The 22,324-nt window shown below is 44.3% G+C and carries 21 protein-coding genes and 1 pseudogene; 14 read left to right on the forward strand and 8 right to left on the reverse strand.

Annotation, left to right across the window (positions count from 1 at the left end; all coding sequences use genetic code 11):
* Positions 1-4 precede the first annotated feature (4 nt).
* Positions 5-982 (reverse strand): KpsF/GutQ family sugar-phosphate isomerase, encoded by a 978-nt coding sequence (locus tag GTH32_RS00260; protein ID WP_163083231.1) that lies wholly within the window; start codon positions 980-982, stop codon positions 5-7.
* On the reverse strand, positions 982-1,938 hold the full coding sequence (locus GTH32_RS00265; protein WP_163083232.1) for a calcium/sodium antiporter: 957 nt from the start codon (positions 1,936-1,938) through the stop codon (positions 982-984). The genes GTH32_RS00260 and GTH32_RS00265 overlap by 1 nt, the downstream gene beginning before the upstream one ends.
* A 397-nt stretch (positions 1,939-2,335) precedes the next feature.
* On the opposite strand from GTH32_RS00265, the gene mlaF reads away from it, so the two are divergent.
* The 7 genes from mlaF to murA all read left to right on the forward strand — a co-directional run bounded on the left by mlaF (position 2,336) and on the right by murA (position 7,016).
* Complete coding sequence (gene mlaF / locus GTH32_RS00270; protein ID WP_163083233.1) at positions 2,336-3,136, forward strand: phospholipid ABC transporter ATP-binding protein MlaF; 801 nt, start codon at positions 2,336-2,338, stop codon at positions 3,134-3,136.
* Positions 3,133-3,909, forward strand: coding sequence for a lipid asymmetry maintenance ABC transporter permease subunit MlaE (gene mlaE, locus GTH32_RS00275; RefSeq protein ID WP_163083234.1), 777 nt, complete (start codon positions 3,133-3,135; stop codon positions 3,907-3,909). The genes mlaF and mlaE overlap by 4 nt, the downstream gene beginning before the upstream one ends.
* Before the next feature lie 13 nt (positions 3,910-3,922).
* Positions 3,923-4,396 carry an outer membrane lipid asymmetry maintenance protein MlaD gene (gene mlaD, locus GTH32_RS00280; protein WP_163083235.1) on the forward strand — a complete coding sequence of 158 codons (474 nt, stop codon included), beginning with the start codon at positions 3,923-3,925 and terminating at the stop codon, positions 4,394-4,396.
* Between the two features lie 79 nt (positions 4,397-4,475).
* Positions 4,476-5,147, forward strand: a complete 672-nt coding sequence (locus tag GTH32_RS00285; protein ID WP_163083236.1) for an MlaC/ttg2D family ABC transporter substrate-binding protein — start codon at positions 4,476-4,478, stop codon at positions 5,145-5,147.
* On the forward strand, positions 5,144-5,452 hold the full coding sequence (locus tag GTH32_RS00290; protein WP_163083237.1) for an STAS domain-containing protein: 309 nt from the start codon (positions 5,144-5,146) through the stop codon (positions 5,450-5,452). Before GTH32_RS00285 ends, GTH32_RS00290 begins: the two co-directional genes overlap by 4 nt.
* A 29-nt stretch (positions 5,453-5,481) precedes the next feature.
* On the forward strand, positions 5,482-5,739 hold the full coding sequence (locus GTH32_RS00295; protein WP_163083238.1) for a BolA family protein: 258 nt from the start codon (positions 5,482-5,484) through the stop codon (positions 5,737-5,739).
* 14 nt (positions 5,740-5,753) lie between these two features.
* The gene (gene murA, locus GTH32_RS00300) at positions 5,754-7,016 is read left to right on the forward strand and encodes a UDP-N-acetylglucosamine 1-carboxyvinyltransferase (protein ID WP_163083239.1); all 1,263 of its coding nucleotides are present in this window, start codon (positions 5,754-5,756) and stop codon (positions 7,014-7,016) included.
* Positions 7,017-7,103: 87 nt separating this feature from the next.
* Here the strand turns inward: murA and GTH32_RS00305 are convergent, their stop codons facing one another.
* The 3 genes from GTH32_RS00305 to GTH32_RS00315 all read right to left on the reverse strand — a co-directional run bounded on the left by GTH32_RS00305 (position 7,104) and on the right by GTH32_RS00315 (position 10,261).
* Complete coding sequence (locus tag GTH32_RS00305; protein WP_163083240.1) at positions 7,104-8,171, reverse strand: trypsin-like peptidase domain-containing protein; 1,068 nt, start codon at positions 8,169-8,171, stop codon at positions 7,104-7,106.
* 210 nt (positions 8,172-8,381) lie between these two features.
* On the reverse strand, positions 8,382-9,740 hold the full coding sequence (locus tag GTH32_RS00310) for a DegQ family serine endoprotease (RefSeq protein ID WP_163083479.1): 1,359 nt from the start codon (positions 9,738-9,740) through the stop codon (positions 8,382-8,384).
* A gap of 86 nt (positions 9,741-9,826) precedes the next feature.
* Positions 9,827-10,261, reverse strand: a complete 435-nt coding sequence (locus tag GTH32_RS00315) for a ZapG family protein (protein WP_163083241.1) — start codon at positions 10,259-10,261, stop codon at positions 9,827-9,829.
* A gap of 260 nt (positions 10,262-10,521) precedes the next feature.
* On the opposite strand from GTH32_RS00315, the gene zapE reads away from it, so the two are divergent.
* Positions 10,522-11,619, forward strand: coding sequence for a cell division protein ZapE (zapE, locus tag GTH32_RS00320; protein ID WP_163083480.1), 1,098 nt, complete (start codon positions 10,522-10,524; stop codon positions 11,617-11,619).
* A gap of 194 nt (positions 11,620-11,813) precedes the next feature.
* The gene (locus GTH32_RS00325; protein WP_163083242.1) at positions 11,814-12,536 is read left to right on the forward strand and encodes a YebC/PmpR family DNA-binding transcriptional regulator; all 723 of its coding nucleotides are present in this window, start codon (positions 11,814-11,816) and stop codon (positions 12,534-12,536) included.
* Between the two features lie 512 nt (positions 12,537-13,048).
* Here GTH32_RS00325 and GTH32_RS00330 read toward each other — a convergent pair.
* A complete protein-coding gene (locus GTH32_RS00330) occupies positions 13,049-14,026 on the reverse strand; it encodes a transposase (RefSeq protein ID WP_163083243.1) in 978 nt (325 codons plus the stop codon).
* Between the two features lie 89 nt (positions 14,027-14,115).
* Positions 14,116-14,217: pseudogene (locus GTH32_RS19770) on the reverse strand (transposase); the annotation flags it as partial.
* Between the two features lie 253 nt (positions 14,218-14,470).
* On the opposite strand from GTH32_RS19770, the gene hutC reads away from it, so the two are divergent.
* The gene (hutC, locus tag GTH32_RS00335) at positions 14,471-15,229 is read left to right on the forward strand and encodes a histidine utilization transcriptional repressor HutC (protein ID WP_203565302.1); all 759 of its coding nucleotides are present in this window, start codon (positions 14,471-14,473) and stop codon (positions 15,227-15,229) included.
* A gap of 67 nt (positions 15,230-15,296) precedes the next feature.
* Here the strand turns inward: hutC and GTH32_RS00340 are convergent, their stop codons facing one another.
* The gene (locus GTH32_RS00340) at positions 15,297-16,697 is read right to left on the reverse strand and encodes a formimidoylglutamate deiminase (RefSeq protein ID WP_163083244.1); all 1,401 of its coding nucleotides are present in this window, start codon (positions 16,695-16,697) and stop codon (positions 15,297-15,299) included.
* 272 nt (positions 16,698-16,969) lie between these two features.
* Between GTH32_RS00340 and hutU the strand changes: the two genes are divergently transcribed.
* The 4 genes from hutU to hutG are packed head-to-tail and all read left to right on the forward strand — an operon-like array spanning position 16,970 to position 22,318.
* Complete coding sequence (gene hutU, locus GTH32_RS00345) at positions 16,970-18,652, forward strand: urocanate hydratase (protein ID WP_163083245.1); 1,683 nt, start codon at positions 16,970-16,972, stop codon at positions 18,650-18,652.
* Positions 18,653-18,684: 32 nt separating this feature from the next.
* A complete protein-coding gene (gene hutH, locus GTH32_RS00350) occupies positions 18,685-20,220 on the forward strand; it encodes a histidine ammonia-lyase (RefSeq protein WP_163083246.1) in 1,536 nt (511 codons plus the stop codon).
* 43 nt (positions 20,221-20,263) lie between these two features.
* Positions 20,264-21,487: an imidazolonepropionase gene (hutI, locus tag GTH32_RS00355; protein WP_343033372.1), complete on the forward strand. Its 1,224-nt coding sequence runs from the start codon at positions 20,264-20,266 to the stop codon at positions 21,485-21,487.
* Between the two features lie 15 nt (positions 21,488-21,502).
* Positions 21,503-22,318: an N-formylglutamate deformylase gene (gene hutG, locus GTH32_RS00360; RefSeq protein WP_163083248.1), complete on the forward strand. Its 816-nt coding sequence runs from the start codon at positions 21,503-21,505 to the stop codon at positions 22,316-22,318.
* Positions 22,319-22,324: the final 6 nt, after the last annotated feature.

Genomic DNA, 22,324 nt, shown 5'->3' on the forward strand with positions numbered 1-22,324 from the left:
GCCATTACAAAACTCCTGCTCTAAGTAACATATGCATGTTAAATGCACCAACCGGTTTTCTTGCTTCATCAGTAACCATCAACGCGCTAATTTTATGTGCTTCCATTACATTTAACGCTTCTACCGCTAATTGTTCAGGCTGGGTAGTTTTTCCTCCCACCGTCATCACGTCTTGTACCAAGGCGGTATGTAAGTCTACTCTGGCGTCTAAAATACGGCGTAAATCACCATCGGTAAAGATACCCACTAATACACCAAGCTCGTCAACAATGCCTGTCATACCTAAGCCTTTATGCGATATTTCGAGCAAGGCATCTGCCACTAGCGCATCATGTTTAACTAAGGGGAGGTCATCGCCTGTAAGCATAATATCACTTACTTTTAACAGTAATTTCCTGCCTAAACTGCCCCCAGGATGAGATAATGCGAAGTCATCAGACGTAAAGCCGCGTTCATCAAGAAGCGCTACCGCGAGTGCATCGCCCATCACTAAGGTAGCCGTGGTACTCGATGTAGGTGCTAACCCCAACGAGCAGGCTTCTTTTTCCACGCTAATATCTAACACGACATCGGCGTGTTGGCCTAACGCGCTATGTTTGCTATTGGTCATGGCAATAACCGGTACATTTAAGCGTTTTACCACGGGGAGTAAGTTCACCAATTCTGCGGTTTCACCGGAATTTGAAATAGCCAGCATTACATCCCCTTTACTTAGCATTCCCAAATCGCCGTGGTTGGCTTCGCCCGGGTGCATAAAAAAGGCAGGGGTTCCTGTGCTTGCAAAGGTGGCGGCAATTTTATTGCCCACATGGCCAGATTTTCCCATGCCACTGACAACCACTTTGCCTTTACAGTTTTTAAGCATAGTACAGGCATCTACAAAGTCTTGTCCCAGCCGCGACGCCAAGGCACTAATCACTTTCGCTTCTATGTCGATAACACGCTTTGCCGATGTAATAAATGAATGTTGTTCTGTTACCATTAGCTAAACAGCCAAACTTGATACCCTATAAAGCAAGAGATAAAGAGTACCCCGTTGGTGCGGGAGATCTTACGCTTACCGATAAGGTCGAAACTAAATAAGAAGAGTAATAAGGTTAGCCCCAGCATTACCCACATATCTCGGTTGATAACATCAACGTCAAGTAATCCAGGTGCAATGAGACCAGGCATACCTAATACGGCCAAAAGATTGAATATGTTGGAACCTATAATATTGCCCAGTGCTAAGTCGTCTTCGCCTTTTAAAACCCCAGCTACACTGGCCGCAAGTTCCGGTAGGCTTGTACCTAGTGCAATAATGGTAAGGCCTATGATTAAATCAGAAATACCGAAATAACGGGCAATTTCTACTGCTGAACCCACCATAAAGTGTGCACTTAAAGGCAGTAGTACAAGCCCAACACCTACCCAGATCAACGCAGAGGTTGTAGGCACGTCCTTCGGGATTTCATCCGCGGTTTCAGCCACAAGGGGATCTTCTTTATCAACCTGCAATGACAACCACGCCATCATTGCCAAAACGAAGATAAACATGCCTAAGAGAATGATCCCTTCATAGCTTTCTAACTTGCCATCAAATAGAAAACCAACCGCAATAAGTGAAATAAACAATAACGCAGGAAGTTCCCGTTTTAACGTGGTAGACGATACCAATAGGGGTTTAACTAATGCCGTGATACCTAACACCAAAGCGATATTAGTGATGTTCGAACCCAACGCATTACCCACTGCGGTGTTCGTATTTCCGTTAGCAGAAGCAATAGCTGAAACCACAATTTCAGGGGCAGAAGAGCCCATGGCAACTATGGTAAGTCCTATCATCATAGGCGATATGCCTATATTTTTGGCTAGTGCAGAAGCTCCATAGACGAAGCGATCGGCACTCCAGCTAAGAACAATAAGCCCAAGGATAAAAATAGCGACGTTTAAAAGCACAACAACCTGTAATCCTGACGATTTTCAGCGATTGTCGCAAAAACAAGGTCGTTTGCCTATCGTATCTGTGGGTTATTTTTATTAATGATAGAATACGCGGTGAATATTTAGCCTTACGGCGGCTTTCTATGCGGTGTACAGGGTAAAATTAGACCATTCGATAATATAGAACATATATTGTAACTTTTTGCTTTTGGCGCAAGCCTTGAAAAAGCGTACAATGCCACTAAATTACACTCGTCAGTAAACTTTACTCCATATTTGTGTTCCTAAGGCACAGTTATTGCTGTTTTGTTTCATTACGCGGGGCAAAAAGCGCCATTCGCTGTACTAGTAGCCATAGGCACTACTACCGCTTACACCTAGTAAACACTCAAGGGTTGACCATAAAAACGCTATGGATCATTTAGTCGAAGTAGACAAACTTACCTTTAGCCGAGCTGACCGTCTTATCTATGACGGGGTTTCGCTCAACGTGCCAAAGGGAAAAATAACCGCCGTAATGGGCCCAAGTGGCATCGGCAAAACCACCTTATTAAAGTTAATTGGCGGGCAGTTAACGCCTGATAGCGGCGATGTGCGCTTTGACGGTAACTCAATTGTATCGATGAACCGCAAAACCTTATACCAAACGCGTCGTCGCATGAGCATGCTTTTTCAAAGCGGAGCCTTATTTACCGATATGAGTGTGTTTGACAATGTGGCGTTTCCACTGCGTGAACACACCGCGTTATCTGAAGAGGTTATCGCCACAACTGTCGCACTTAAGCTACAGGCTGTGGGCTTACGTGGTGCTGCCTCGCTCATGCCTAGTGAACTATCGGGTGGTATGGCCCGTCGTGCTGCGTTAGCAAGAGCTATTGCGTTAGACCCCGATCTCATCATGTACGATGAGCCCTTCGCTGGGCAAGATCCTATTTCAATGGGCGTGCTGGTAAAACTCATTCGTGAGCTAAATGATGCATTAGGACTGACCAGTATAGTGGTAACCCACGATGTGACGGAAGTACTCACTATTGCTGATTATATTTATATTTTGGCGGATAAACGGGTTATTGGTGAAGGTACAGCGCAGCAAATAAGAGAAAGTGACTCTGAGTTGGTGCAACAGTTTCTTACAGGGCAAGCTGACGGACCGGTGCCGTTTCATTATCCGGCAACAGATTTGGAACAAAGCTTGTTTGGAGATACTAAGTGAATTTCTTTCAATCAATTGGCGCGTCCACGCTAGCAAAAATGAGTGCAGTAGGGCGCGCAGCTATTATGTTGTTTGGCGCATTATTTGCCTTGCCGCGGTTAAAAAATGTGCCACTGACAATTAAGCAAGTTTATGTGGTGGGCGTTCAGTCTTTGTTAATCATAGTAGTGTCAGGCTTGTTTATCGGCATGGTTATGGCACTGCAAGGTTATACCATTTTAGTTGATTATGGCGCTGAAGGGAGTTTAGGCCCCATGGTGGCGCTATCTTTATTACGAGAGTTAGGCCCTGTGGTAACCGCGTTGTTATTTGCTGGTCGCGCAGGTTCTGCTTTAACCGCCGAAATAGGCTTAATGAAGGCCACTGAGCAGCTGAGCAGTTTAGAAATGATGGCGGTTGACCCGCTACGTAGGGTAGTAGCTCCGCGCTTTTGGGCCGGCATCGTGTCTATGCCCATGCTAGCGCTTATCTTCAGTGCCGTAGGTATTTTAGGTGGCCACCTTGTAGGCGTAGATTGGCTGGGCGTTGATGCCGGTAGTTATTGGTCGATTATGCAATCCACAGTAGATTGGCAGCAAGACGTGATAAACGGAGTGATTAAAAGCCTCGTTTTCGCCTTAGTTGTGACTTGGATTGCCATATTTAAAGGTTACGATTCTATTCCTACTTCGGAAGGGATCAGCAAAGCAACAACGCAAACCGTTGTGTTTTCTTCATTAGCAGTATTAGGGCTGGACTTCGTGCTTACCGCCCTTATGTTTGGTATCGAGTAGGGGATTGATTGGTATGAATAAATATAAAACGGAAATCATGGTTGGTGTGTTCGTGGTGTTAACCATCGGCGCTATTTTATTATTGGCGTTGAAAGTGGCGAACCAATCGATGACAAGCGAAGGTGATACCTACACGCTATATGCCAAATTCGACAATATAGGAGGCTTAAAACCCCGCTCTGCCGTTAAGGTGGGGGGCGTTACCGTAGGCCGCGTTAACTCAATTACTTTGGACCAAGATAACTTTACGCCCGTAGTAGAGTTATCCATTTCTAAAAAGTATACAGGTTTCCCTGAGACCAGCTCAGTTTCAATTCTCACTTCTGGGTTATTAGGTGAACAATACGTAGGGTTCCAGCCAGGCTTTTCATTTGATGGCGTGGCCGATTTGCAAGACGGCGATTATCTGCAAGACACCAAGTCAGCATTGGTGCTCGAAGACTTAATAGGGCAGTTTTTGTTTAATCGTGGAAACGACGACGAGTAAGAGATTTTTGGCAACTTGATGAAACCATACGTGGGAAAATCGGGTCTGCTGTTATAGGACACAGTTTAGGAGAGTTACATTGAAAAAGTTGATGGCGGCTATTGGGTTACTATTACTATCGGTAGTAGGTACGGCACAGGCACAAGAACAAGAGATAAGTGGCGAGAATCCATACCTATTAGTAAAGAACGTGGCAACAAAAACCTTTGCACGAATTAAGCAAAACCAGGAGGAAATTAAAGCCGATCCTGAAATGCTGCGCACCATAATGGAAGAAGAGTTGGTTCCTCATATAGACTATAAATTTGCCGCATTTATGGTTTTAGGCAAGCACTTTAAATCGGTACCACGGGAAAAAATGGGCGAGTACATTAGTGTATTTAGACAATACCTAATTACGACTTATGCCGTTGCTATGGGCTACTATGACAATCAAACGGTTATCTTCGAACCTGAATCTAACTTTGATGGACAAAAATCGGTAACGGTACGTGCGGTGGTTCAAGACCCTCAGCGTCCTGAAATTAAAATTGCCTTTAAAGTGCGCAAAGACAGTAAAACAAACGAGTGGAAAGCCTACGATATGGTTGCCGAAGGTATTAGTATGCTCAACAGCAAGCGTAGTGAATTCGAGTCAATTCTTCGTCAAGACGGTATTGATGCTGTTATTGCGCTTATGCGCGATAAAATTGGTAAGCCTGTAGAGCTTAACCAAGATGAACCTTACGATTTAGAGGGAGATACTGAGTGAGCCTGATCCAGATTAATGAATCAGGGAATGTCAGTGTCCACGGATGTCTGGATCAAGCTTCGTTGTCTAAAGACTTTTGGTTAGCTATCTCAGCAAAAGAGCACGAAATGCTTTCCACCAACAAGCGCTGTAGTATTGATTTGAGTGACGTCGAGCGAGCAGATACTGCCGGTTTGGCGTGGCTTATCAATGCGATTAGAGATGGAAAGCAACAGGGGATTGATGTTAGCCTGCAAGCGTTACCCGAAAAGTTACGAAAGTTGGCTAAAATAAGCGGCGTAGATAGCTTTTTACCCGTAGAATAAAGACAGTTGATAGAGAAAAGAAGTAAGTTATGGAATTGTCAGAAATTGAAAACATCCTTAAAGACGCGCTGGATCTCGATGAGGTTCATGTACGTGGAGAGGGCTCCCATTATAATATTATTGCAGTAAGCGATACGTTTAATGAAATGAGCCGTGTAAAACGCCAGCAAGCTGTGTACGCGCCGCTTGCTGATAAAATTGCGGATGGTTCAATGCATGCCATTACGATTAAGACATTTTCTGTAAAAGACTGGGAGCGCGAGCGCCAGTTTAACATTCCTCAATAATCAGGTCTTTTCTCGTGGATAAACTTGTAATAACTAAAAGCCCTGCACTACGTGGTGATGTTCGGATATCGGGGGCGAAAAATGCCGCGCTACCCTTATTAATGACCTGCTTATTAACCGATGAACCTTGTCGGTACACCAATGTACCTCGCCTACGCGATATTACTACTACACTGTCATTATTGCGGGAGTTAGGGGTTGAGGTGGCGCAACCTGCGAGCAATGATGTATTGCTCAATGCCAATACGCTAAAGAGTGTAACCGCTTCATATGATTTGGTTCGCACCATGCGCGCGTCAATTTTAGTGCTAGGTCCTTTGCTTGCGAAACAAGGCAAAGCAAATGTGTCTTTGCCCGGCGGCTGTGCCATTGGTGCACGCCCTGTTAACCTTCATTTAACGGGCCTTGAAAAGATGGGCGCGAAGATTGAAGTAGATGAAGGCTATATTCGAGCTGAAGTTGAAGGTCGGCTAAAAGGCGCACGTATCTTTATGGATATGGTGAGCGTTGGAGCGACGGAAAACCTTATGATGGCTGCAGCAATAGCACAAGGCACGACAATATTAGAGAACGCCGCCAGAGAGCCTGAAATTGTTGATTTAGCGCATTGCCTAATACAAATGGGCGCAAAAATAAAAGGTGCGGGAAGTGATAAAATCACTATTGAGGGGGTCGAACGTCTATCTGGATGCGACTACCGAGTATTGCCCGATCGTATTGAAACCGGAACCTTCTTAGTTGCTGCTGCAGTTACAGGCGGGCACGTACGCTGTACACACGCAGCGCCAGATACATTAGACGCGGTGCTGGACAAGTTGGAACAGGCGGGCGCTAAAATTACCACTGGTGAAGACTGGATTGAATTAGATATGGAAGGTAGAAAACCTACCTCTGTTAGTCTTAAAACAGCCCCCCATCCAGCATTCCCTACCGATATGCAAGCCCAGTTCGTAACGTTAAACTGTATTGCTGAAGGGACGGGCGTAATAACCGAAACTATTTTTGAAAACCGCTTTATGCATGTGCCTGAACTGCAGCGCATGGGTGCCGAGATAGCGCTAGAAGGTAATTCTGCAGTTTCCCGGGGGAGTTCACAATTAAAAGGCGCACCAGTCATGGCCACTGACTTGCGCGCATCAGCGAGCTTAGTGATTGCCGGTTTAATTGCCGAAGGTGAAACGCACGTAAACCGTATTTATCATCTCGATAGGGGCTATGAGTCTATTGAAGAGAAGCTTGGGGCGTTAGGGGCCAATATTAAGCGCGTTCAAGAATAGCCGTGAGATGTTGAAAAGTGTCAACGCTATTTAGGATAGGTCAAAACTTATAAAAAAAAGCCGCTTCATTTTGCGGCTTTTTTTATTTTAACGGCTGGCAAGTTCGCCTACTACCGCTTCAATTGTGATAAGTTTCTCGCCGCGACTTACCTCTAGGGTTAAGGCGGTGTTAGGCGTTGTTTCGGCAATCATATCTAATGTTTTCGATGCGCTTTCAAGTCGTATGCCGTCAATCGCCATGATAATATCACCCGCACGTAAGCCCGCGATATCTGCTGGACTGCCATTAGCAACAGCGGTTACCTCAATACCAGGGTGATTACGATTTTCACTGCCAATAAAGCCAAGCTGCCCGCGAATTACGCGGCCATGATGGATAATTTCATCCATTACACGCTTTGCTAGGGCATAGGGAACAGCGAAGTTGATACCATCGACATTACGCACCCGGTTTCGAGAATCGCGTACTTGGAAGTTAGCATTGGTAATGCCGAGTAATATTCCATTACTGTCGACCAAAGCGCCCCCTGAATTTCCTTGGTTTAATACAGCGTCGGTTTGTATAAAGTCGACGTAATTAGATAGACCATTGCGTCCTGCGCGACTTACGATCCCTTGAGTAATAGTTTGTCCTAAATCAAACGGGTTGCCTATCGCCATTACTACATCGCCAATGTGGGTATCTGGCTCAGTAACTTGTGGGATAACATGAAGGTTGTCGGCGGACACCTTAAGCACAGCGAGGTCAGTAAGGGGGTCGTTACCGACAATTTCCGCCTCTAGAATGCGGCCATCTTGCACCGCCACAAAAATACTATCAGCATTTTGTACCACATGGTGGCAGGTAAGCAGGTAGCCATTTTCGGTCATAATAACGCCTGAACCTAGACTCGTACGTTCTCTCGGTTGATTTCGAAAAAGGCCGGTATCTTTTTCTATACTCACGCTATAAATATTGACCACGGCAGGCGCTGAACGGCTAAGCGGGGTAAAGTAGCTCTCTCGGCTCGCACTGACCGAAGCCTCGGAAAATAACCCTTGGGTAAAGCCATTACCTTTGCGTAAGTCAGGCAACAAGAACAGCAGCAGTAACGCGACTATGGTGCCAAGAAAAACTGATTTAATAATAAAGTTAACAATTGAGCTGCCAGTCACGGTTCACACTTATATTTTGTTCTTATTGAAAATTGGGCCAATGGTGGCGATGCCAAATATATGATTAATCTAAAGGATACCACCTAATTCATAGTTCTGTCGTAAAGAATATGCCAAGGATGATTTATTTTACGTCAAAACCTAATTATGCAATTTATGTACATAAAAAAACAGCGCCTTAGGGCGCTGTTTTCGTTCACTATAGTATCGCTATCGAATAACTAAATACAAGGTTGAATTACCCCGACGTACGTTAAGCGCAATGACACCTTCTGCGCCATCTAAGCTGTTTCGTAGCGCGGCCACCGTATTGGTTCTAATACGATTTACACCAATAATAACGTCATCAGCTTTAAGCCCAATACGCGCCGCCGGGCTACCTCGCTCTAAGTCAGCTATTACCACCCCGTCGTTACCCGCATCATCGGCGCCATTTGCCAAAGTCGCACCTTCTAATGCTGGATGAATTTGAGCTGCCGTAACGGTTACCGATGTGGCATCGTCTAATACTACATCTACATTAACTTCTTTACCTTTGCGAATTAAGGTTAGTTCAACTTCAGCGCCTGCGCCCATACTGGCAATTTTAGCGCGAAGCTCTTGGAAGCTATGTAACGGTCTGCCATTCACTTCAGTAATAATATCACCCGCTTGAATGCCCGCTTCATCAGCCGCAGATTCAGGCGTTACTTCGCTAACAAACGCACCAATATTAATTTCAGCATTCATGGCCTCCGCCAATCCTGCATCAATATCATTCCCTTTAATACCTAATAGGCCGCGGCGTACTTCACCGAATTCAGCAATTTGGTCAACAAGGCTTTTCATCATGTTAGCGGGTATAGCGAAGCCAATACCCACATTACCGCCGTTCGGGCCAAAAATAGCGGTATTAATTCCGACTAGTTCGCCGCGCAAGTTAACTAAGGCGCCACCAGAATTACCACGGTTTATCGCTGCATCCGTTTGGATAAAGTCTTCATAGCCGCCAATATTTAAGCCAGAGCGTCCTAGCGCACTAACAATACCAGAAGTAACGGTTTGGGAAAGACCAAATGGATTACCGACAGCCACCACAAAGTCACCGACCCGTAGACTGTCTGAATCGGCGATAGGCAAAGCCGTTAAATCATCAGGATCAATTTTTAATAATGCGATGTCGCTTTGATCATCAGAGCCAAGCTTTTTGGCAGTAAACTCTCTGCCATCAGTAAGTTTTACCGTAATTTCGTCCGCATTATCAACCACATGGTTATTGGTAACCACGTAACCTTTATCAGCGTCGATAATTACCCCAGAGCCTAAGCCTCGAAAGGGACGCTCTTGAACTTGTTCTTGCGGCGCACCAAAAAAGTACCTAAACATTTCGGGAACCTGCTGCCGCGAGGTTTGTGTTCCCTGAACGGCGATGCTGACTACGGCAGGAGTCGCTTCTTCGAGCATAGGCGCCAGTGAGGGGATTTCATCCTTCTTATCAGAAAAGAAAGGCAGGGCTGCACTGGCAGTTACACTAAAGCCCAAAGAGCTAACTACAACGGCGGACGCCAAAATATAATGACGAAAAGACATTTTCATGTTCGCTTACACTCCTTCATGTTATTGCGACATATTATCGTTCACTAAAGAGTCTGAGGTAATTGAAAAAGTTCCGACGGTTACGACTTTTCTGCGGCAGATTGCTCGGATTTTCCGGCGAACAAGCCAGAGCCCGTATTTGCAAAGTCTTTTGGCTGAGTATCTGCAACCCGCGTGATTTCGGACTTTTCAGTGTTATTTAAATTGTTACGCAGGTAAGTTGTGGCTTGCTCACCATAAAACGGAACTTTGGCATCTTCGTCGTCAGTTTGCGACAGTAGTGCTTCATATTCGTCCATCTGCGACTTTAATGTAGCGCACTGTGACTCAATGCTTTCAATGCTTTGACGCGTTTGATGAATATGATGTTGCGCTTGTTGCGATAAAATTTCTTTAACCTGTTTTTCCGTGTTTTGCGCACTGCCAGCAGACTGCTTTGATTGAACAAAGCGACCTAAGAAAAAACCAATTACCAAACCAACTACTAATAAAGCCAAGGACACTAACAGTTCCATTTCGATCTCCGAATCATACTACTATATTCATCTATTCTGCTTGCTGGGCTCAAATAGATGCAGTTTTCACCTTTAGATTATAGCAAGGTGAGACGCTAAGCACGCCTATAGTTATCATTAATGATTAATATAACAGTGGCAACGCATATCAAGCTGCGATTCTACCGTGATTTCAAGTAAAATTAAGGTCATAATGGAGAAAATCAAGCAGGTCGGTGCAGCCCTGCGCACTATTGACATTATTAGGAGTGGTATTGGCGATGACGCCGTGGGAAAAGTATCAAACAGATTTAGCCTCACCCGAGTTTCATCACGACGCCGCGCAAGAAAATGCGGTGAGAGAGCTTCAGCGTTTATTCGATGAATTAACCAAACGAAGAAAAAAAGCTAAATGGCGGGTAAAATTAAAGTCTGCATTTGGTAAAGGCCATAAAACTGCAGGCATTCAAGGAATTTATTTTTACGGCGGCGTAGGTCGAGGGAAGACGTATCTGGTTGATACCTTTTTCGATTGTTTACCCTTTGAGGAGAAAATGCGTGTACATTTTCACCGATTTATGCACCGTGTGCACGACGAACTAAAGCAGTTAGACCGCGCCGAAGACCCACTAAAATCCATCGCAGCTAAGCTTGCCAAAGAGGCACGTGTTATTTGCTTTGACGAATTCTTTGTTTCGGATATTACGGATGCCATGATCCTAGGGACACTAATGGAGGAATTGTTCAGCCACGGGGTAGTACTGGTTGCGACTTCAAACATTGTGCCGGATGATTTATACAAAAACGGTTTACAGCGCGCACGCTTCCTTCCCGCAATTGACCTAATAAATCAAAATACGCGTGTGGTAAATGTTGATAGTGGCATTGATTATCGCCTGCGAACGCTAAAGCAAGCAGAAATATATCATTATCCGCTGGATGATAAGGCCACAAAGAACTTACATAATTATTTTAGCCAACTTGCACCAGAGGAAGGCTCAGTAGGTCAAACTATTACAGTTAATAATCGCAAAATAGAGACCCTACGTGACGCCGATGGCGTGTTAATGATCGAATTTTCTGAATTGTGCGATGGACCTAGAAGTCAAAGCGACTATATTGAGTTAAGTCGTTGTTATCATTCTGTATTGTTGGCAAACGTAAAAGAGATGGGTCAGCACAATGACGACGTCGCTCGGCGTTTTATTGCCATGGTTGACGAATTTTATGAGCGCCATGTGAAGCTAATTATTTCTGCCGAAGTCGCGTTATCTTCTTTATATGCCGAGGGCCGCCTTAATTTTGAATTTAGACGCTGCTTAAGTCGATTAAAAGAAATGCAGTCTCATGAATACCTTGCTTCTGAGCACTTACCCTAGAAGAATAAGGATGAAAAACAGATGCAGAGCGTCTAAGCCCTGTATTATTGAATGTAATATAGGTAGAATTTAGCCAATTTTTTTCTGCTGCGGGGTTTTATTCATACTCGTAACTTTTTCTCTGACGGCTAGCGCTTTTAGGAAAAGGTTAATCGTGCAGTAGAGTTCCAATCGCGAAAAAAGAGAATATTAAGATGGGAAGAGCATTTGAAGTAAGAAAAGCAGCCATGGCAAAAACGGCTGGCGCGAAAACGAAGGTTTATTCAAAGTACGGAAAAGAAATTTACGTATGCGCGAAAAACGGGGGTACAGACCCTGATACAAACTTATCCCTTCGTCGTTTGATGGAGAAAGCAAAGAAAGATCAAGTGCCAGGGCATGTTATTGACAAGGCCATTGATAAAGCAGCAGGTGGTGCAGGTGAAGATTTTCAACCTATGCGCTACGAAGGCTTTGGCCCGGGCAATTGCATGGTTATTGTCGACTGCCTATCAGACAATGCTAATCGCACAATTACCGACGTACGCAACTGCTTTACAAAGACCAATGCGAAATTGGGTGCGCAAGGGGCGGTTTCGCATATGTTCGATCATCAAGCTGTTTTCCAGTTTGCTGGGGACGATGAAGATGCTGTGCTTGAAGTACTAATGGAAGATGATGTAGACGTAACAGACGTAGAATGCGAAGACGGTAAAGTTACGGTTTATGCGCCTCACACAGAATTTTTCCAAGTAAAAACCGCGCTTACCAGTGCGTACCCTGATATCAGTTTTGATGCAGAGGAAATGAGCTGGATACCGCAAACAGAAACTGAGATCAGTGAAGATGACATGCCTATGTTTGAAAAATTCATGGATATGCTAAATGATTGTGATGACGTGCAAGATGTTTATCACAATGCAGTAACGCCAAGCTAATTGTTCACAGTAATTACGTTGTTTAAACAGTATGAACAGCGCATTTTGCAATAAAAGCAAAAAGCGGCAATTGCTTGAAGAGATAATCATAAGCCTTACGGGAAACCGTAAGGCTTTTTTATATCGTTAACGCCTCCCCAATCACAACCTTAAATGGCTTAGTGTAATTTCTGCTCACACGAACTGTTCTATCGCCATAAAGGCTCACGTACCGCTTACTTACTTAAAAAACTAAATAAAGACAGTCATATTTAGACAAACTAAATAAAGACAGTCATATTTAGACTATCTTTTCAAAAAAACTAAAAGAAAACTAAAAGAGACAGACATGTTTAGAGACGAAAGATCTAAACAGGAGGGCTATTTTATGATTATTTGTATAGGTAAATTTATTTAAAAGGTGGGCCGACAATGTAGATGATTGTTTAAGTCTATTTTCCGCTAAATAGTACTTATTCCTTCATCAAAGTGAAACGTTTATAAATTTAGCTAGTTAAGTTTTTCAAGTGTGGCTAGCCCAGCAATCGCATGGCATTTCGTCGCCCCTGAACTCGTTTTTGATGGTGATTATGGGCATACTGCTCAAGGTGTATCACTTTGCCCGCCGCTTGTTTAAAGCAGGTTTCAAATTGCGTGGTTAAGGTTAGCCATTGTTCGTGTTCAATATTAAGGCGCTCTAAAATAGTAGGCAGGCTAGGGTCGACTTTCCCACGCTTGTTTGGGCTTATTCGCCGGCTGGTGATATCAACAAGCTGAAGATAATCGGGAAGCGTAAAGGGTAAGCCCTGTGGCATTGCTTGCCTTGGGTTGCCTGAAAACGGCATAAGCCGTTTGGGGGTTTTACCTACTCTAGCGGCGTTAATACGGTATTTAATGCTTGTATGGTCTGAGGTTTCGGGCGTTTTTGCTATGTTTGCCCGAACTGGGTTTAAGTCGACATAGGCCATACAGGCGGCAAGGGCCGATTCATCGAGTAAGGCCTGTGATTTAAATCGCCCTTCCCAGAAGTGCCCGGTGCAGTCATCCTCTTTGTTTGCGGCCCTGGCAATATATTCGTTTAATGCACGCATAAACCAGCTGATATCAAATAACCGTTTGCGCCAGATTTCAGCTGTTAACGTCACCGTTTCAATCTGAGTTTCGTGTAACTCTTTACGCAGTTCTAGAGACATGTAGCGCTGTGTGAGTAAGGTACCTTTATACAGCCTGTGCCAACGTTGAATCACCTCTTCTGTACTCAGTGCTTGCGCTTTATCTTTCGCTATATGCAGCACCAAATGTGTATGATTGCTCATTACCGCATAAGCACATACATCAATAGCAAACACCTCACTTAAAATATGAATACGGTCTTCCACCCATTGACGACGATGTTCAAAGCTTCTACCGTTTTCCTCGCCACACAAATATGCACGGCGAACGCAGCGTGACACACAGTGATAATACGGCGTATCTAATAAGCTAATTTGCGACTTTCGGGCTTTAGGCATCAGGTTTTCTGACTTTGATTTATTCACCTAGAAGTATGAAGAGCCGTGCGCGCTAAAGAAAGTGGCCTGAAGTACAGCTTTTATGCTGGGGTGTTGTGCCTGTCTTTATAACCGTTGCGAACGCAGCGTGACACGCAGTGATAATACGGCGTATCTAATAAGCTAATTTGCGACTTTCGGGCTTTAGGCATCAGGTTTTCTGACTTTGATTTACTCACCTAGAAGTATGAAGAGCCGTGCGCGCTAAAGAAAGTGGCCTGAAGTACAGCTTTTATGCTGGGGTGTTGTGCCTGTCTTTATAACCGTTATAACCTCGATGTTGCTCAAAAATAGCCTGAATTCCCCCTAGGTTAAAAAGTTTCCAACTATACTAAATGGGTTGATTGTTTGTTATTAACGACTCACGTTATAATTATGTCTCTTTAGAGCAAATGGAAACTGTCAGTGCCTGCGAATACGATCTCTACGTTAGAGAGTTTATATAGCGAATTCCCAACAGACGACTCGCAACCGATTTATGCCAAATTGAAACAAGCCATTAGGCAAAAAATTACGGCGGGGGAATGGAAATCGGAGCAGCGTGTGCCTTCAGAAGCGGAATTTGTTAAAGCCCTCGATGTAAGTCGAATGACAGTAAATCGCGCGTTGCGTGAGCTAACAGCCGAAGGTTTTTTGGTTAGACAGCAAGGTTCTGGCACATTCGTTGCGCAGAAAAAATCACATTCGGCATTATTTGAAGTGCATGATATCGCAGAAGAAATAGCTGAGCGTGGTCACAAGCATTTTTCAAAGCTTCTAGTGCTAGAGTCGGCGAAAGCATCTGTAGAAGAAGCGATGACACTTGGCGTGCGAACCAATCATCGAATTTTTCGCTCGGTAATTTTACACTATGAAAATGAATTACCTATTCAAATAGAGGAGCGTGTGGTCAATGCTAAGCGAGCGCCTGACTATGACAAGCAAAATTTTGTCGAGAATACCTCTTATGGGTATCTAATGCGTGTTGCGCCAATGACAGAAGGCGAACATTTAGTTGAAGCTATATTACCGAGTAAGTTAGACTGTGAGCGCTTACAGATACCACAAAATGAACCTTGTTTGCAGATAAGAAGGCGTACGTGGGCGGGGGACGATATTATCACCGCCACGCGGTTATTGCATCCTGGTTCAAGGTTCCAACTATTTGGCCATTTTGGTCGTTAGCTCCGTATATCTTTACCTCTATACGTGCTTTATCATTGTTTTGAGTAATACGGCTTCTGATGGAAGCTCATTTACTGTACAACACCTTTCTAATAACATTGATGAATTTTTTTCGGCTTGCATCTTCATAATGATGCCGATACTGCTTTATTTGAGGTTGTCCTGCTACATACACATCTCGGATAATATTTTCGTTGCACGCAAATATCCATCGATTTAAAAGATCTTTAGGGTCACTTGCCGCCACAAAAGGATTTTGGTTATCTAGAACCATAAAATCTGCGCGACTCCCCACGGCTAAACCAAATTTCACATCGCAGGCTTGGTTACCGCCGAGCCGCGCTTGTTGAAAGAGGTTATCACCTATATGTTGTTGTTGGGCTCGATATAAACGATTACGCTGCTGATCGCGGAGCCGTTGGGCGTACTCTAACGTACGCAACTCTTCGACAATAGAAAGGCTTACGTGACTGTCTGACCCTATTCCCCATTTTCCATCTAACAACGTATAGTCTGTCGCTGGAAAGATCCCGTCCCCTAAGTTAGCTTCTGTGGTAGGGCACAACCCCACCGTTGCTTTACTACTCGCCAGCGCACTCATTTCCTTTTCATCTAGGTGGGTTGCGTGAACTAAACACCAACGTTGATCTATACCTATTTCATCACAAAGCCATTGGACGGGCCTTTGTCCAGTCCATGCGACGCATTCTTCTACTTCTTTTTGTTGTTCTGCAATATGAATATGTATTGGCTTATTTTTACCAACTACATCCAACACATCTTCTATTTGGTTTTTATTTACCGCGCGTAAGGAGTGAAAACAAACGCCAGATGTGTGAAGTGAGTGAGGTTTGAGGAATGTTTCGCATTGCTGGTAAAGGGTTAAGTAACTTTCAGTATTATTTATGAAGCGAGCTTGCCCCTCATGAGGTGGCTTTTCGCCGAAACCAGAATAGGAGTACAACACGGGGAGCAGTGTAAGCCCTATACCTGCATCATTGGCAGCTTGAAGCAATTGCTCTGCTATTTCAGACTTGTTCTGATAGGGGGTACCATTTGGAGTATGATGTAGATAGTGAAACTCACCTACTTGGGTGTACCCAGCTTTTAACATGTCGATATAAAGTTGTGTAGCAACAATACGCACATCGTCAGGGGTGAGTTTTTGTACCACCTTATACATCAATTCTCGCCAGCTCCAGAAACTATCGTTTGGATCTAAACTTACTTCTGCCGCCCCAGCCATGACACGTTGAAATGCGTGAGAATGCACGTTAGCTAATGTTGGCAATACGGGGCCGTGTAAACAAACCGTATCCGATTTTGGTGTTGTATTAACCTCTATTTTAAAAATGGCCCCATTTTTTACGTCGATCGCGACGTTACTTTCCCACCCCGTAGCGAGCAAAGCATGTTCAGCATAATAGCGTAGATGGCTATTTTCAGGATGAGGGGATAAAGCGTTCACAGCGGTTCCTTAAAATACAATAGTTATATAGCAGTATAGTAGGGTGATATTGTATATACAAGTTTAATTTATCTGACTTTAATTTCGTTTTTACATGCTTTGTTAGCACTTGTGTAAACATTTATAATTAAATTTTCGTTTGAAATTATTTTTAACTTATTGATAGTTAAACATTAATATTGTTTTTCTAAAAAATAGTTGCAAATATCAGCGCAACAAATTACCTTAAGTTAAATTGTATATACATTTAATTCAGATGAGGCGGTATTACCATGATAAATACAACAACATTCTCCCGTCGCCGAGAAGGCGTCGTCAAAGCCCCCACAGGCTCTGCACTAAGCACCAAGTCGTGGTTCACCGAAGCACCTATGCGTATGTTAATGAACAATCTAGATCCTGAGGTGGCAGAGAACCCTGAAGAGCTTGTGGTTTACGGAGGAATTGGTCGCGCGGCTCGAAATTGGGAAAGTTACGATCAGATTATTGCCAGTTTGAAGTGTTTAGAAGATGACGAAACTTTACTTGTACAGTCTGGTAAGCCTGTCGGTGTATTTAAGACACACACTAATGCCCCCCGCGTCCTTATTGCCAATTCAAATTTAGTTCCTCATTGGGCAAATTGGGAACATTTCAATGAGTTGGACGCTAAAGGGTTAGCGATGTATGGCCAAATGACGGCCGGTTCTTGGATATATATTGGTAGTCAAGGTATTGTTCAAGGGACCTATGAAACGTTTGTAGAAGCGTCCCGACAGCATTACAACGGTACCTTAACTGGGCGTTGGGTGTTAACTGCTGGTTTAGGAGGAATGGGGGGGGCACAGCCGCTTGCCGCCACATTGGCAGGTGCCTGTTCGTTAAATATAGAATGTCAGCAAAGTCGTATCGACTTTCGTTTGAAAACCGGCTACTTAGATGAGCAAGCAAGTAATTTAGATGATGCTCTTGCACGGATCCAAAAATATACCCAAGCAGGTCAAGCTATCTCGGTGGGTCTGTGCGCCAATGCAGCTGATATTTTACCTGAAATAATTAAACGAAATATTCGGCCTGATATGGTGACAGATCAAACATCTGCGCACGATCCACTAAATGGATATTTGCCCACAGGGATGAGTTGGGAAGAGTATCGTAAGCAAGCGCAATCTCAACCAAAAGAAACTATTTTGGCCGCAAAGGAATCTATGGCAATACATGTGCAAGCCATGTTGGAATTCCAAAAAATGGGAGTGCCAACCTTCGACTATGGCAATAACATCCGTCAAATGGCATTGGAGCAAGGAGTAGACAATGCGTTTGATTTTCCAGGCTTTGTTCCAGCGTATATTCGACCCTTGTTTTGCCGAGGTATTGGTCCATTTCGTTGGGTTGCATTGTCGGGCGACCCTGAAGATATCTATAAAACAGATGCAAAAGTAAAAGAATTGATTGCAGACGATAAGCATTTGCACCGCTGGCTTGATATGGCCCGTGAACGTATTCAGTTTCAAGGCTTACCAGCACGCATCTGTTGGGTAGGACTTGGTCAGCGGGCGAAGTTAGGATTAGCGTTTAATGAAATGGTGCGAAACGGTGAGTTAAAGACACCAATCGTAATTGGTCGCGACCACTTAGACTCTGGGTCAGTGGCAAGTCCCAATCGTGAAACGGAAGGGATGCAAGATGGGTCGGATGCTGTGTCCGATTGGCCTCTATTAAATGCCCTTTTAAACACGGCGTCAGGCGCTACATGGGTGTCGTTACACCATGGTGGTGGGGTTGGAATGGGTTTTTCTCAGCACTCAGGAATGGTTATCGTGTGCGATGGCAGTGATGAGGCGGCAGAACGAATAGCACGTGTACTACACAATGATCCAGCCACAGGCGTGATGCGCCATGCTGATGCCGGTTACGACATCGCGATAGCATGCGCAAAAGAACAGAGGCTAAACTTACCTATGAGTGCAAAATAGACGCCCATTTACCAGAATAATTGAGAAAAAACATGTTTGAATTAATGATAAAACCTGGTCAATTAAGCCTTAGCAATTTACGTGAAATTAGCCGTAGAAAAGTGAAACTAAGTTTGGATCCTGCTGCACTTGAAGGTATTCATGCAAGTACCCAGGTGGTGAACGACGTTATTGCAGAAAACCGCACCGTATATGGGATTAATACAGGATTCGGCTTACTTGCCAACACGCGTATTGCACCTGAGGACTTAGAGGAATTACAGCGTAGCATTGTGCTTTCTCATGCCGCGGGCATCGGTGAGTTAATGGATGATAGTACCGTAAAGCTAATTATGACGCTTAAAGTAAATAGCTTAGCCAGAGGGTTTTCTGGAATACGCTTAAAGGTTATTGAAGCGCTGATTACACTGATCAACAAAGAGGTATATCCCTGTATACCGAAGAAAGGGTCCGTGGGTGCATCAGGTGACCTAGCACCATTAGCGCACATGAGTACGGTACTATTAGGAGAAGGTAAGGCACGCTATAAAGGAGAGCAGATTTCCGGAGGTGCGGCTTTATCAATAGCTGGATTAGACCCTATTTCACTGGCGCCCAAAGAAGGCCTGGCACTGCTAAATGGAACCCAAGCCTCTACAGCTTTCGCGCTAGAAGGTTTATTTCAAGCCGAGGATTTGTATGCATCAGCAGTAGTCTGTGGTGCATTATCGGTAGAGGCTGCATTAGGAAGCCGCAGTCCTTTCGATGCTAGAATTCACCAAGCCAGAGGTCATCAGACTCAAATTGATGTGGCGGCTGCTTATCGTCACTTATTAGGTGAAAAAAGTGAAATTGGCAATTCACATCAAGATTGTGAAAAAGTACAAGACCCGTATTCATTGCGGTGCCAGCCGCAGGTCATGGGAGCATGCTTAGAACAAATCCGCAATGCCGCTAATGTATTGCTTGTAGAAGCAAATTCCGTATCTGACAATCCACTTGTGTTTGCTAGCGAAGGTGACATTATCTCAGGCGGTAATTTTCACGCAGAACCCGTGGCTATGGCAGCAGATAACCTCGCACTGGCAATTGCTGAAATAGGCAGTTTATCAGAAAGGCGAATGGCACTATTAATCGATAGTAACCTAAGCAAGTTACCGCCTTTTTTAGTAGACAATGGCGGGGTTAACTCTGGTTTCATGATTGCACAAGTTACGGCAGCTGCTTTGGCCAGTGAAAATAAAACCTATGCCCACCCCGCTTCCATAGACAGCTTACCTACCTCTGCCAATCAGGAAGATCATGTTTCTATGGCTACCTTTGCTGCCCGTCGACTAAAAGACATGGCGGAGAATACTCGTGGAATACTGGCGGTAGAACTTCTTGCGGCCGCGCAAGGGCTTGATTTTCGTAGTCCACTAACCTCGAGTGAACCATTGGAGCAGGCACGTGCCACATTACGCTCACGCGTTCCATTTTATGACAAAGATCGTTACATGGCGGCTGATTTAGAAAAAGCCAATGCGCTCCTTTTGGAAGCCGTGCATAACGACTGTATGCCTGAAAACTTATTGCCTAGTTTTCATTAATGCCTGTGTTTTTTAAGGAGGGAGTATGACTCAAGCTACGCCTATTCTATTAGATAGCCTGTGGCATAACGTTAATGTCGCAACCATGAAAGACGGTATTTACAATAGTATTATCAATGCTGCTATTGGGGTTAAAGATGGCCGTATAGCGTGGCTTGGCGAAGCAGGCAAGTTACCAAACTATCACGCTAATGAAGTGCATGATATTCAAGGCGGTTGGGTTACCCCAGGTTTAATAGATTGCCATAGTCACGTAGTTTTTGGCGGCAATCGCGCAGCAGAATTTGAACAACGGCTCAATGGCATTAGCTATCAGGAGATCGCTAAGAATGGCGGGGGAATTGGTGCCTCGGTGCGAGCCACGCGAGAGGCGAATGATGACGCCTTGCTTAACAGTGCGAAGGCAAGACTCCAAAGCTTAATGGCCGACGGCGTAACAACGATAGAAATAAAGTCAGGCTATGGTTTGTCGTTAGATAGCGAAATGAAAATGTTAAGGGTAGCGACGGCGTTAGGAAACCAGTTACCTATTACAGTGAAGCGTACCTGTTTAGCCGCTCATGCCTTACCACCAGAACATGAAAATAATGAAACCTATCTGGATTATGTGTGTGAAACCGTATTACCTGAAATAGCTGCTTCCGGCTTCGCAGATGCAGTGGATGCTTTTTGTGAAGGGATAGCTTTTAGTAAAGAGCAGGTACAGCGCTACTTTACTAAAGCAAAAGCGCTTGGGTTACCTGTAAAAATTCATGCTGAGCAGTTATCGTCGTTAGGAGGCGCACGCATGGCGGCGAAGTTTAATGCGCTATCGGCAGATCATATTGAATATGCTGAGGAAGAGGATATTCGAGCAATGGCCCAATCAGGTACGGTGGCCGTCTTACTGCCAGGTGCTTTTTACACCTTAAGAGAAACCCAGCGTCCGCCTATCGCTTTAATGCGTCAATATGATGTGCCCATGGCCATTGCTACCGATGTAAACCCTGGTACTTCACCTGCGTTATCGTTACGTTTGATGATGAATATGTCGTGTACATTATTTGGCTTAACGCCAGAGGAATCATTAGCTGGAGCAACTCTTTTTGCCGCTCAAGCATTAGGTATAAAAGACACCCATGGTTCATTAGAAGTCGGTAAAGTCGCTGACTTTGTCTGTTGGGATATACAAAGCCCAGGTGAACTGTGTTACTGGCTAGGAGGTAATTTGGCTAAACGGCGGGTTTATCATGGAAACGAAACGATGCACCAGAAGATAGTTGACTAAAGCAATGGGAAATATATGAATAAACAGTCATTGTTACCTCAGTCTGCGTTTGATTTTACTCAAGGGCAAACACCTTTATTGGTAAGTATGCCTCATTCTGGGCTGGGTTTAACACCGCAGGTAAAAAGTGGGTTGACGAGCGAGGCGACGACGCTGCCTGATACAGATTGGTATTTGCCAGAACTGTATGATTTTTTATCTGAATTAAACGTTGGATGCATAAAAGCGAACTATTCGCGTTATGTTATTGATTTAAATAGACCTGTTGATGATAAGCCTTTGTACGAAAGTAAAACAACCGGTCTTTTTCCAACAATATTGTTTAATGAATCTGCTGTCTTTCAACAGGGAAAAGAGCCTAGTGAAGACTTGAAAAATCTTTATAAAAAAGAAATTTGGCATGCGTATCATACGAAAATTGCTCACGAGTTGGCACGTTTAAAACGCCAATTTGGCTTCGCTATTTTGTTTGATGCCCATAGTATCGCCGAACAGGTTCCAATGTTATTTGACGGGACGCTTGCTGACTTCAATTGGGGAACCAACAGAGGACAATCTTGTGCTCTTTCTTTAGCAACGAGGGTGCAAAACAACGTAGAGGCGCACTATAGTCAAGTCCTTAACGGTCGCTTTAAGGGCGGATATATTACCCGTCATTTTGGTCGCCCTAGCGACGGCATACACGCTATCCAGTTAGAGCTTTCTCAGGCGACTTATTTAGACGAGCGGGGCCGTCATCAGGGCGTTTATAGCGTATGCAAATCGAAGAAGTTATTTATTCGTCAGCAGTTAAAAAGAACAATTAAAAGCTTACTTAGCGCAACCATATAGGCAAAT

The organism is Alteromonas profundi, from assembly GCF_010500865.1.
GTDB lineage: Bacteria > Pseudomonadota > Gammaproteobacteria > Enterobacterales > Alteromonadaceae > Alteromonas > Alteromonas profundi.

Excerpts from the sequence above, each read along its gene's own strand:
- GTH32_RS00260 (WP_163083231.1), bottom strand. The coding sequence starts at position 982 with ATGGTAACAGAACAACATTCATTTATTACATCGGCAAAGCGTGTTATC.
- mlaF (WP_163083233.1), top strand. The coding sequence starts at position 2,336 with ATGGATCATTTAGTCGAAGTAGACAAACTTACCTTTAGCCGAGCTGAC.
- mlaD (WP_163083235.1), top strand. The coding sequence starts at position 3,923 with ATGAATAAATATAAAACGGAAATCATGGTTGGTGTGTTCGTGGTGTTA.
- GTH32_RS00295 (WP_163083238.1), top strand. The coding sequence starts at position 5,482 with ATGGAATTGTCAGAAATTGAAAACATCCTTAAAGACGCGCTGGATCTC.
- GTH32_RS00310 (WP_163083479.1), bottom strand. The coding sequence starts at position 9,740 with ATGTCTTTTCGTCATTATATTTTGGCGTCCGCCGTTGTAGTTAGCTCT.
- GTH32_RS00315 (WP_163083241.1), bottom strand. The coding sequence starts at position 10,261 with ATGGAACTGTTAGTGTCCTTGGCTTTATTAGTAGTTGGTTTGGTAATT.
- zapE (WP_163083480.1), top strand. The coding sequence starts at position 10,522 with ATGACGCCGTGGGAAAAGTATCAAACAGATTTAGCCTCACCCGAGTTT.
- GTH32_RS00325 (WP_163083242.1), top strand. The coding sequence starts at position 11,814 with ATGGGAAGAGCATTTGAAGTAAGAAAAGCAGCCATGGCAAAAACGGCT.
- GTH32_RS00330 (WP_163083243.1), bottom strand. The coding sequence starts at position 14,026 with ATGCCTAAAGCCCGAAAGTCGCAAATTAGCTTATTAGATACGCCGTAT.
- hutU (WP_163083245.1), top strand. The coding sequence starts at position 16,970 with ATGATAAATACAACAACATTCTCCCGTCGCCGAGAAGGCGTCGTCAAA.
- hutH (WP_163083246.1), top strand. The coding sequence starts at position 18,685 with ATGTTTGAATTAATGATAAAACCTGGTCAATTAAGCCTTAGCAATTTA.
- hutG (WP_163083248.1), top strand. The coding sequence starts at position 21,503 with ATGAATAAACAGTCATTGTTACCTCAGTCTGCGTTTGATTTTACTCAA.